This window comes from Bradyrhizobium sp. (assembly GCF_050014615.1).
GTDB lineage: Bacteria > Pseudomonadota > Alphaproteobacteria > Rhizobiales > Xanthobacteraceae > Bradyrhizobium.
On the sequence record NZ_JBEKCZ010000173.1, the window covers coordinates 1 to 11,169 of the forward strand.

The 11,169-nt window shown below is 60.7% G+C and carries 11 protein-coding genes; 3 read left to right on the forward strand and 8 right to left on the reverse strand.

The annotated features are described in order from the left end of the window. The 3 genes from ABR948_RS22970 to ABR948_RS22980 form a co-directional block, all read right to left on the reverse strand. Positions 1 to 1,043 (reverse strand): DegT/DnrJ/EryC1/StrS family aminotransferase (locus tag ABR948_RS22970; protein WP_428122454.1); only part of this gene is annotated, 1,043 nt, incomplete at its 3' end. Between the two features lie 139 nt (positions 1,044 to 1,182). Then, on the reverse strand, positions 1,183 to 2,274 hold the full coding sequence (locus ABR948_RS22975) for a glycosyltransferase family protein (protein WP_428122456.1): 1,092 nt from the start codon (positions 2,272 to 2,274) through the stop codon (positions 1,183 to 1,185). A 107-nt stretch (positions 2,275 to 2,381) separates the two neighbouring features. Further along, positions 2,382 to 3,842: a lipopolysaccharide biosynthesis protein gene (locus ABR948_RS22980; RefSeq protein WP_428122458.1), complete on the reverse strand. Its 1,461-nt coding sequence runs from the start codon at positions 3,840 to 3,842 to the stop codon at positions 2,382 to 2,384. 362 nt (positions 3,843 to 4,204) lie between these two features. On the opposite strand from ABR948_RS22980, the gene ABR948_RS22985 reads away from it, so the two are divergent. Further along, the gene (locus ABR948_RS22985; RefSeq protein WP_428122460.1) at positions 4,205 to 5,398 is read left to right on the forward strand and encodes a CaiB/BaiF CoA transferase family protein; all 1,194 of its coding nucleotides are present in this window, start codon (positions 4,205 to 4,207) and stop codon (positions 5,396 to 5,398) included. Between the two features lie 98 nt (positions 5,399 to 5,496). On the opposite strand, the gene ABR948_RS22990 is transcribed toward ABR948_RS22985, so the two are convergent. The 3 genes from ABR948_RS22990 to ABR948_RS23000 form a co-directional block, all read right to left on the reverse strand. Next, positions 5,497 to 6,360 (reverse strand): outer membrane protein, encoded by an 864-nt coding sequence (locus ABR948_RS22990; protein WP_428122462.1) that lies wholly within the window; start codon positions 6,358 to 6,360, stop codon positions 5,497 to 5,499. Between the two features lie 457 nt (positions 6,361 to 6,817). After that, positions 6,818 to 7,210: a type II toxin-antitoxin system HicB family antitoxin gene (locus ABR948_RS22995; protein ID WP_428122464.1), complete on the reverse strand. Its 393-nt coding sequence runs from the start codon at positions 7,208 to 7,210 to the stop codon at positions 6,818 to 6,820. A gap of 58 nt (positions 7,211 to 7,268) precedes the next feature. Next, entirely contained in the window at positions 7,269 to 7,457 is a 189-nt protein-coding gene (locus ABR948_RS23000) for a type II toxin-antitoxin system HicA family toxin (protein WP_428122466.1), read from the reverse strand. A gap of 201 nt (positions 7,458 to 7,658) precedes the next feature. On the opposite strand from ABR948_RS23000, the gene ABR948_RS23005 reads away from it, so the two are divergent. After that, a complete protein-coding gene (locus ABR948_RS23005; RefSeq protein WP_428122469.1) occupies positions 7,659 to 7,946 on the forward strand; it encodes a hypothetical protein in 288 nt (95 codons plus the stop codon). A 90-nt stretch (positions 7,947 to 8,036) separates the two neighbouring features. Then, the gene (locus tag ABR948_RS23010) at positions 8,037 to 8,798 is read left to right on the forward strand and encodes a hypothetical protein (RefSeq protein WP_428122471.1); all 762 of its coding nucleotides are present in this window, start codon (positions 8,037 to 8,039) and stop codon (positions 8,796 to 8,798) included. Positions 8,799 to 8,819: 21 nt separating this feature from the next. Here ABR948_RS23010 and ABR948_RS23015 read toward each other — a convergent pair whose 3' ends face one another. Beyond that, positions 8,820 to 9,617, reverse strand: coding sequence for an enoyl-CoA hydratase/isomerase family protein (locus ABR948_RS23015; protein ID WP_428122473.1), 798 nt, complete (start codon positions 9,615 to 9,617; stop codon positions 8,820 to 8,822). 121 nt (positions 9,618 to 9,738) lie between these two features. Then, the gene (locus ABR948_RS23020) at positions 9,739 to 10,944 is read right to left on the reverse strand and encodes a pyridoxal-phosphate-dependent aminotransferase family protein (RefSeq protein ID WP_428122475.1); all 1,206 of its coding nucleotides are present in this window, start codon (positions 10,942 to 10,944) and stop codon (positions 9,739 to 9,741) included. Between the last annotated feature and the right edge of the window lie 225 nt (positions 10,945 to 11,169).

Below are 11,169 nucleotides of genomic sequence, written 5' to 3' on the forward strand. Positions count from 1 at the left end.
TCGAAATAGGACGGCAGATTGAGGCCGATCTGCGATTTGCGGGCCGCGATCGGGAGCGGCTCCTGCTTGTACATCGGCATCGACGACAACGTGCAAAAATATGGACGGGTGTCGATACCGCGCTCCCGGAGTTTCCGCATCAAGACGTCCCGGCGCGGTTCATTCAGCCAGTCGACCTCCAGACAGATCATCCAGAACGCGTTCTTCGCCCAGTTTTTTACCTGGTTGAGCCGAATGCCGTCTGTGATGGCGATTTCCGAATTGTACCACCCCATGATCTCGGCCCGGCGCTCCAGAAATTCCTCGATGCGCTCCAGTTGCGCCACGCCGAGCGCGGCCTGCAGATTGGTGATGCGGTAATTGAATCCGCGCTCCTCGTGAAAATATCGCCGCGTTGGACTCATCGCGTGATCGCGCAGCCTCTTGGCGCGCTGGTAGAACTCGCGGTCGTTGGTGGTCAGCATGCCGCCTTCACCTGTCGTAATCACCTTGTTGCCGTAGAAACTGAAGACGCCGCATTTGCCGAGACCGCCGACCTTGCGGCCTTTGTACTCGGCGCCATGCGCTTCAGCCGCATCCTCGATGATATCCAGGCCATGGGCGTCGGCGATCGCGCGCAGCGCATCCATATCGGCCGGATGACCATACAGATGGACCGGGATAATCGCCCTGGTTCGTCCTGTTATCAACGATTTGACCGACGCGGGATCGATACAGAGCGTATCGGGGTCGACATCGGCCAGCACCGGCGTCGCGCCGGTGTAGGCGACCGCGTTCGCGGTCGCCACGAACGTCAGATCGGGAATGATCACCTCATCGCCCGACTGAAGCCCAAGCGTCGCCAGCGCGAGATGAAGGCCGCTGGTGCCGTTGCTGACGGCCAACGCGTAGTCGGTTCCGCAATAGCGCGCGAAGCTGGTCTCGAACTCGTCGATGTATTTGCCGATCGACGACACCCATCCGGAATCCAGCGCATCCAGCACGAGTTCCTTTTCGCGCGGGCCGATGAAGGGTTTCGAAATCGGAAGAAAACTGTCTGACATGATCGGCCCTTCTAGAGCATGATTCAACTGGGCTGAATCATGCTCGTCGTCTATCTTTCTGTTTGAGCATGATCTCCGCGCAAACGCCTCTGGCGTTTGTCGCGAGGGAAAACCGGTTCCCACTTTTCCGGATCATGCTCTAGATCGAAGCGACCAGCGCCTCGAAGCGTTCCCATTGAGCTTGTTTTGAATAGATCGTCGATACCATGTCATGGCCCGCGCGCGTGATACCCAATCTTTGCGCCGAAGCCCCGAGCAACGTCCTGATCTGTTTCACCGCATGCTCAGGCGAGTTGTAGGTCGCGATGGTCTGGCCATCCCTCATCCCTTCCGGATAGTTGCCGTCGTCCGACAGCATCAGCGATCCGGCCCCCAGCGCCTCAAAGCAGCGCATGTTGCCACGGTCCGCCCCCGCCATATCGATCGCACCGTTCAACACGATTTTAGCGGATGCAAGCGCCTCATAATAGTCTCGCCCGAATATCGGCTCCTGCGTGATGGCCCGGATGGCAGGTGGCCTGCGGTGCGCCGCCAGCGGGAGAAATTGCCCGAGCGGCGATTCTGCCAGCCGGCACAGCCGCGATCGATCCAGGCGATACACGATATCGTATTCGCCGGCCAGTTTTGCGATCGCTTCCAGCACCGCGGCCCGCCGCCGGTGGTGGCGCGAATAGCCGCCAACGAACAACACGTCCACCGGCCTGTGCTGGCGACCGGCGAATGGCGCGAATTGCGGGTCGTAAGCGGGAAAGAAATCGCCGGTGCGGCAGCCCTGCGCCGCCAGCGTGGCGCGAATGGACGGAAAATTACAAACCACGAGATCGTAGCCGGAGAACGATACGTTGCGGATCGGCGCGGCGTGCCAGGCGATGGTTTTCTTGACACAACCCGGCAGAGTCTTGGTAAAATCCTGTGCCCAGCCGGTCGCATCGAGATTGTAGAATACATCGGCACGGTGCTCTTCGATCTGCGCTCTCAGAATCTCGCTCGCGGAGGCACGCGGTTTCAGGCCATGCTCGCGTGCCCAAACGCGCTGGACGTCGCCGTCATCGCCATTGGTGAAAAACGCCCACTCGGCCCGCTGATCGACGGGCAGAAGGATGTGAGCCGCCCCTTCCCTGAAATTCAAAAACGCGTTTATTTTGCCGGTGAACGTCTGATAATCCCTGGTCAGCTCGCGAAGCCTCGGACGCAGCGAGGGATAGTATCTGGCATTCTGGAAGAGCCTCACAAGCCCGGTATCCCCCTTTTATCAGCAGATGTCGCGAAGACAGAACCGGCGAATTTTCCCAAGGTCAAGCCGAATTGCGGAGTCGGTCCGGATCCTGCCGCGTATCTTCACGTCGGGATTCTGGCGATCAGTCCGTTACGCAGCCGCGCACTCAGCAGCGGGCTGGCAACAAGCCCTACGACACATAGCCAAAGCGCGCATTCGGCCACGAAGCGCGTCAAGCCCGTCCAGGGCAGCAACGACCGGATTGCCGTTCCCAATCCCCATCCGCATAACGTCACCGTGACCATCAGCATCACCAGAACGGCGATGTGGGCAAACGGCCGTTGCAGCGTCTGCCTGAGAATGATGATCCCGAGCAGCCCGAACTGAATCATGAGGTCGCTGGCGATGACCGCGATGGCCGCGCCCAGCGGTCCGATGCGCTGGATCAGCACGACCGACAGCACCAGGAAAACGGCCAGTTGAAGCCCTTTGGTGCGCACCAGAAGAGTGCCGCGATTGCTGTAATTGGCGTAGCCCAGCGCCAGGATCGACGGCGCGACCGCAGCGGTGCCGATCAGCAAGGTGATGGCGAGCACCGGATCGTAGGGAACGGCGCCATGAGTCCACAGCGCAAAGAAATCCGGCCAGAACGGCAAAAGCCCCGAGACCACGACGCTCGCCAGCAAGGTGACGAACACCGACCCGCGGGCATAGAGGCTGCGCAATCGCTCCCGCAGACCGACCGCATAATCGTGCCCCAGTTCGGCCGCCAGCGGAAGCGTGGTCTGAATGCAGAGCATGCGCAGCAAGCCCGCGACCACCCGAGTAAGGCCCCACTGCGCCACGGCCACGCGATCAGATACCAAAGCGCTCACCAGCAGCACCGGGATATTGAGCAGCGCAAGCTCGGCCGCGCCTGCCACGGCAAAGGGAGCCGCGTATTGAAGCTGGCCGATGATCCATCGCATCGAGAGCTTGACGCGCACGCCACGTAAGAATGGAAACAGGCGGGGAACATCGGCCACGAAATAGACCGCGACGGCCATCTGTGTCGCGACATAGGCCACGATGACCGCCAGCAGGCTTCCCGTTGCGACGATGGCGATCAACTGAACCACCTGCCCAACCAGCATGCCGATACTTTGCAGATTGACCGCACGACCGTAGAGCCCACGCGCGCGATACAGCCCCGACACCAGATTTGCCGGCAGCGTCAGCAACAGGCCGACCGTCATCACCAGGAACGCCGCATCGAAATCCGAAATCGCCTGGAATCCGAACGCGACCGACGGGGAAAGCAGCCGTGCGCCGGCCAGCACCAGCACCACCAGAAATCCCGCAAGCCCCAGATAGATCCTCAGCATCGCCGCGAAGAAGCGCGCGGTCCGGCCGTCGCAATCGACACCCGATTTGAACGCCAGAAACCGGTTGATCGCCCGAAACTGCAGACCAAAATCGGCGATCGGAACCAGACTGCCGATAGCATAGACAACGAGCCATGCGGCCAGAATGTCGCTGCTCCAGTAATGCAGGAAAACAGGAATCAGGGCGACCTGCTGGATCACGCCCAAAACCATCTGCAACAGATTCGCCGACCAGCCGGAGAACAACCGCCGGGCGCGGCCTGGACTCTGCGCGCGGCCTGGATCCGGGATGTTCGCCGCAGCTCCGCCGCTCGCATCCGGCCGTTCGATCAAGGCTCAAACCCCTCTGGCATCGTCAGCGGGCTACCAGCCGATGCGACCGATGTCGATAGTTCCGTGGACCAGCCGGCCGGCCGCTGGAGCGTCTGGGGACGACGAAAGGGGTCCGGCCACAGGCATTAGCAGAAAACGGATGGCTGGCTTGCAGGCGTCGAATCGGATGCGCTGCCGCATGACAAGACGCGCACTTTCGGCGATGGTGCCCCCCGCACTATGATCCCCCGCCTACCGGAGTTCTCTGAATGCCCTTCCCGCGCGCCTCACAGGCCCTGTCCCGCTTCACCGTGCTCGATCTCACCCGCGTCCGCTCGGGGCCGACCTGCGTGCGGCAGCTCGCGGACTGGGGCGCCAATGTCGTCAAGATCGATGCCCTGATGGCGGACGCCGGCGGCGAGCAGCCGGGCGGTCCGCGCAGCGGTTCCGACTTCCAGAATTTGCACCGCAACAAGCGCGCGATGACGCTCAACCTGAAGGATCCCAGGGGCCTCGAGGTGTTCACGCGGCTGGTGGTGAAGGCCGACGTGATCGTCGAGAATTTCCGCCCCGACGTCAAAACCAAGCTCGGCATCGATTACGAGAGCGTGCGCAAGATCAATCCGCGCATCGTTTATGGCAGTATCTCCGGCTTCGGCCAGGATGGCCCCTATCACAAGCGTCCCGGCTTCGATCAGATCGCGCAGGGCATGGGCGGGCTGATGTCGATCACCGGTGCGCCGGGTGAAGGACCGATGCGGGTCGGCATTCCCGTCGCGGATCTCACGGCCGGGCTGTTCTGCGCCATCGGCATCCTCACCGCGCTCCTGGAGCGTGACGTCTCGGGCGAAGGCCAGTGGGTGCAGACCTCGCTGCTGCAGGCGCAGATATTCATGCTGGATTTCCAGGCCGCGCGCTGGCTGATGGAAAAGGACGTCGCCAAGCAAGCGGGCAACAACCATCCGACCAGCATTCCGACCGGCGTGTTCAGGACCTCCGACGGCTACATCAATATCGCCACCACCGGCGGGCGGATCTGGGAGCGCTGCGCGCAGGCGATCGGCGCCCCCGAACTGGTCACCCATCCCGACTACGCCACCGCGCCGGCCCGCTCGAAGAACCGCGACGCGCTTAATGCCAAGCTCAATGTCTTGACCGAGAAGAAGAGCACCGACACCTGGGTCAGGGAGCTCAACGCCGCCGGCGTGCCCTGCGGCCCGATCTATTCGATCGACCAGATGTTCGAGGACGACCAGGTCAGGCATCTCGGCATCGCGCAGGACGTGCCCAACGCCGAGAACCGTCACATCCGGCTGGTCGGCCAGCCGGTCGCGCTGTCGCGAACGCCGAGCAAGATGGCGGCGCGCCCGCCGGAGTTCGGCGAGCAGACCGACGAGGTGCTGGCCGAGTTCGGCTTCAGCGCCAACGAGATCGAAGGATTGCGGCAGGCCAAGGTGGTGTGACGGCGGCCACGGCTTCCGCGTTCGCCCGACAACGCTCCCGACAAAACAAAAGCCCGGCACAAGGCCGGGCTTGAGTGTCTCGGGTAGGGAATCAGACCTCAGTACTTCGCGACCACCGGACCACCGAAGCGATAGTTGATACCCGCGCGCAGGATGTTGTCGGTGACGTGCGCACTGGTTGTGAGCGGCGCAAACGGGGCGGTGCCGGCAAACGTGTTGTTGACGGTTCCGAGATCGACATAGAGATATTCAAGCTTGGCGGTCCAGTTGCCGCCGATCGCCCCTTCGACACCGGCGCCAATGGTCCAGCCTGCTTGGGTGGAGCTGGCGCCCGCGAGGGCTGACGTGGACGTCGGTCCCGGCGGCGTTCCAAAGCTCAATGTGGTCGTGGTTGTCGTCCCAACGCTGGAGGTCGACTTGACCTCACCGACGGCCAGACCGCCCGTCACATAGAGCAATACGCGATCGGTCGGCAATACGCCGATCCTGCCGCGGAAGGTTGCCAGCCAGGGCAGCTTCTCTTCGAAGGTTCCTGTCGCCACGGTCGTGACCGTTCTCGTCGGGAGCACGGCGATGTTGAAAAGAGGAGGAGGAAAAACCGTTACCGTCGTGTTCGACGCCATCGTCGCGGTGCCGTCCTGCCCGGTCGCGTCGATGTCACCCTCGAGGCCAAACACCCAGCTCTTGTTGAACTGCCAGTTGTAACCGGCCTGACCGCCGAATACCCAGCCATCCATATGTTGCGATGCTGTGGTGACCGGCAAGGTGCCGGCCGTGAACGTATTCGATGCATTGCCCCAGCTGTAGCCGCCGTTGAGACCGATGTAGAAACCGCTCCAGTCGTAAGCGGGCTCAACATAGACCGGCGCCTTGGTATAGGTCCGGACCGGGAGATCGGCAGCGAGCGCGCTCGTGGCGAGCAGTGAAGTAACCGTGGCAATTCCAATGAGCAAACGCTTCATGGCAAATCCTCCGGCAGAAATAATTTGCAACGTTGATTGAACATACGACCCGGCACCCTCCGAGTCTGTCACGCGAAAACCACAACCGGGGATAATCGACCCCGGCCCTCGCGATGGTCAAAATTTCATTAAATCCGGCAAGACGTTGACTTAACGAGAGATTTGGCGGGAACCCGGTTTCCGTCGCAGCGCGCGGTGGGCCAGGACCGGCCCCACAACGGTCCGGCCGGGCCCGGTTCGTGGCGGACGGGCCGGAATCGACAAGGGGGCTATGGCCGCTCGCCAAAACGCCCGGCATGACTGGAGATATCGCCTGCACCACGTGATGGGTATCGCTGCGCTCCACCCATCCGGGCTGAAGATGGATGGAAATTTCCACTGGGTGACTCCCAGTTCGACGGCGGCTCCGATGCTGCCGGAGATCGCAAGGACCGCACTATCCGGCGATAGGGTGGCCCTATGCCGCCATGACCTTCTTGGCAGCCTGCGCCAGAAAACCTGATCGCGTGAATCCCTCACGCTCCGCATACCGATCGATTTGATCAAGCACGTCGGCCGGCATCGTGATGTTGATGCGCACGCTTTTGACTTCGGCTGCCGGCGCTTCGATGAGCACCGCAACAGCGTCTTTATTCTCGGCGATCGCCATAATTTCTTCGAGCGAGGAAGGCTCCGGAGCGGCCTCACCATCCTGAGACAACCCTTCGAGATGGAAGGCGAGCGCCTCGGTCGCCATTTTTCGCGCCTCGTCCAGATTGCTGCCTGCGCTGATGACGCCTGGAAGATCAGGAAACGAAACACCGTAATCGCTGTCGGCGTCTTTATGGATCAGGGCGATGTAGTGTCGCATTTGATATCTCCTCCCGTTCAGGGGGCGGGCCGTGGTGGCCCTATTTGATATTAGGTAGTCAACTTAGTTTTATGGACGCCTGTTTCTCTACGCTCCGAAGCGTTCCAATCGGGATGTCTTTCTTTGGATGCGGGACGGTCACGCGTCCCTTTTTGGTTGGGTGCTTGAACTGAACGTGGCTACCCCTTTGGGCGACCTGTTCCCAACCATCTGATTTCAGGGCCTTTATGACATCCTGCGATTTCATTGTGTATAAATACACACTTTTGCTACGTTGTCAAGCTTGTCAGATGTATTAATACACACTGGAATGGGAGACTCCAAAGCGCGGTTGAATCTCACCTGGAACAAAGATAGAACATCCTACCTTGCAACGACTGATTAGCAAGGTGTTTTCCGAAACACTGACTTCCTTCGACGCGATTACGCCGCCATCACGGAGCGTCCCATGGTCGACATGCCGGTTTCAGATCTGCCCTCGAAATGGCGACCAGACGCGCCAACGAGTGGCGTTGCCTTAAAGCGAGCGCAGCTAATCCTAATGGCGATCCTGCTGCTGGCATCATCTTGTTGGGTGGCAGTGAACGAGGCGACCGAAAAGAACCCGTGCGAGACCAAGCTGGCCAAGTTGAGCGTTTATCTAAATCTCGATTCTTATTACTCAGGTTGCCGGTGCATGAAGCCTTCGCTGGATTTCAGCGATAGCTGTAACTCGATGTACATCCCTATTTTATAGCCGCCATCCGCGCGGGGGACTGCGAATGAAGACAGTATTCCTTAGCTTTCGACACGAGGACAAGGCACACCGTTATGAAGGTCAGTCGCGATGCCATATCCGGAGCGATACGTCGTCTTTCTCGATATCCTCGGCTTCAGTGAGATCGTCAGAAAAACTGATACAGACGCTCTAACGAGCCGGTTCGATGCCCTCGTGAAGACGCTCAACGAGATCAATTCGCGGGAAAATGAACTCGATGATGTAGTCGGCGATGATTTTAAGTTTCAGACCTTCTCCGATTCGATCGTGATGTCAGCAAATGCAAGCACTAACGGTCTCCTCTATGTTCTATATGCGGCTCGACAGCTGGCTCTTAATTTGCTCGGCAATGGAATACTGACGCGCGGGGCAATCGCCAAAGGCAAGCTGCATCACGTAGGCTCGGTAATGTTTGGACCTGCGTTTTTGGATGCTCATCGAATTGAGCACGAGATAGCCAAGTATCCGCGCATCATACTGAGCGAGAAAGTGTTCGAGGATCTAAAGCTAATGAAGCCGGGCCTTATTGAGCCGACCTATATACTCGGCGATGATGGGCCCCCGTATCTACACATCCTTCAGGGGCTGAAGAAGTTAAATTCTGATAGCTACTTTTCTATTGAAGGCCGCAATAGCTCGGAAGTGATTGAAGCTCAGAGCTACCAGCGAATTTTGCAAAATCTGCTCGATCATTCCATTCACGAACCTCGCCATTTTGAAAAGGTGAGATGGTTCGCCTTATATTGGAATGGTACTTTCGGCGTCGCTCCAGACGCACCGATCGGTCCGGTCACATTTCCGGGTTCTCGGGACGTGTCTTGGATAGCCTGAGTGTTTTAAGGCAGCCCCCGCCTACTTGCCCTTCCAGTTCGGCGTGCGCTTGTTGAGGAAGGCATCCATGCCCTCGCGGAAATCCTCAGACATATAGGCGCGCAGGATCAGATCCCGCCCCTCTTCGCGCGACAAGGTGCGGCGAAGGCGAAGTACCGCCTCCTTGGCGGTCTCCATCGTGATCGGCGCGTGGCCGGCCACCAGCCTGGCGGTCTCGTCGGCGCGCCGCTGCAGCGTCTCGACGTCGGGCACGATCTCGTTGAGCAGACCGAGCGCCAGCGCCTCCGGCGCCTCGATCAGCCGCGCCGTGAAGATCAGGTCCTTGGTTCGCGCCGGCCCTACCAGCGCGACAACGCGGCTGATGTTGGACATCGACAGGCAATTGCCGAGCGTGCGTGCGATCGGAAAGCCGATCCGGGTCGATGCGGTGCCGATCCGGATATCGCAGCAGGCGGCAATCCCCGCCCCGCCGCCGGTGCAGGCGCCGGCGATGGCGGCAATGACGGGCACGCGGACCTTTTCCAACACGCCGAGCACGCGATCGATCCGCTCTTCATAGGCGAGCGCATCGTCCGCGGTCTTGAAGGCGCGGAATTGCGAAATGTCGGTGCCGGAGGCGAACGCTTTCTCGCCGGTGCCGGTGATGATCATCGCCTTGATCGAACGGTCGGCGTTGACGCTCTCGCAGATCGCCGCCATTTGTTCGTACATCGCAAAGGTCAGCGCGTTGCGCGCCTGCGGACGGTTGAAGGTTATCCGCGCGATGCCGTCGTCGACGCTATAGATCAGATCTTCAGTCGCTGTTACCGGGGCGTCCATTTGCACGCTCTTTCTGTTCTTGCTCGGCGCTAGTTCATTCAGCGCGTGAGACGGCTTCATGCCAGTAGATTTCGAAGCCCGCACCACGGCGCGCGCTTCGAAGAAATCATCATAGCCCAGTTCAAGCCACCGCGGCCTTTGATTTCGGCATGGCTACCACGTCGCGGGCCTTCAGCACGTCCATCGCCGCCAGCACGCCGCCGCTGCGGTGGGGCACCTTGGCGAGATCGAGCCCCATCTCGACCCCTGACAGCGTCCCCATCAACATCAGGTCGTTGAAATGTCCGATATGGCCGATCCGGAACGCCTTGCCCTTGATCTTGCCGAGACCCGTCCCCAGCGACATGTCGAAGTTTTCCAGCACCACCTTGCGGAAGGCGTCCGCGTCATGTCCGTCCGGAACCATGACCGCGGTCAGCGCCGGCGAATAAGCGTGCGGATCGAGGCACACCAGTTCGAGGCCCCACGCCTTGGCCGCCGCGCGGGTTGCCGCACCATGACGCTTGTGGCGCAGGAACACATTGTCGAGCCCCTCCTCCTCCAGCATCGTGATGGCTTCCTTCAGCGCGAACAGCAGGTTCGTCGCCGGCGTGTAGGGGAACGTGCCTTGCTTGTTGATCGCGATCATGTCGTGCCAGTCCCAATAGGACCGCAGCGAGGTGTTCGCCTTGGACGCCGCGAGTGCCTTTTGCGAGACCGCGTTGAAGCTCAGCCCCGGCGGCAGCATCATGCCCTTCTGCGAGCCGGCGACGGAAATATCGATGCCCCAGGCGTCGTGTTCGTATTCGAGCGAGGCGAGCCCGGAGATGGTGTCGACCATCAGCAGCGCCGGATGGTTGGTGCGGTTAAGCGCCTTGCGCACTTCAAGCGGATGGGTGACGCAGCTGGTCGAGGTCTCGTTGTGCACCACCAGCACGGCCTTGATGGTGTGCGCGCGATCGGCGGCTAGTCGCGCCTCGATCTGCTCGACGTCGGCGCCGCGGCGCCAGTCGGTCGGCAGGAACTCGACATTGAGCTTGAATTTGTCGGCGATCCCGCGCCACAGCACCGCGAACTGGCCGGTCTCGGCCAGCAGCACGGTGTCGCCGGGCGACAGCGTGTTGACGATCGCGGCTTCCCAGGCGCCGGTGCCCGAGGCCGGATAGATGATGACCGGCTGCTTGGTGCGGAAGATGCGCTGGCAGCCCGCCAATACCCAATGACCGAGCTCGGCGAATTCGGGACCGCGATGATCAAGGGTCGGCATGTCCATGGCCCGCAGCACCCGGTCGGGTACGTTGGTCGGTCCTGGAATCTGTAGAAAATGCCTGCCAGTGTGCACGGTCATCGAGGCGTCCTTCCCGGGGGATTCTGTTTCGCAAGCGGTCGAATATCACTATTTGGCGGGCTTGTCCCCCGCCCGGCGTATGCCGTCCATGCATAACAAGGTGGGGTTTGGTTGAATCGGTCCGGCAACGGGTTCGCTTCACCTCTCCCATAGGGAGAGGTAAGTAAAAAGCCGCCGCGCGCCCGGCGTCATGCGGCAGCGCAACAGGCTCGCTATTCCGCGGGG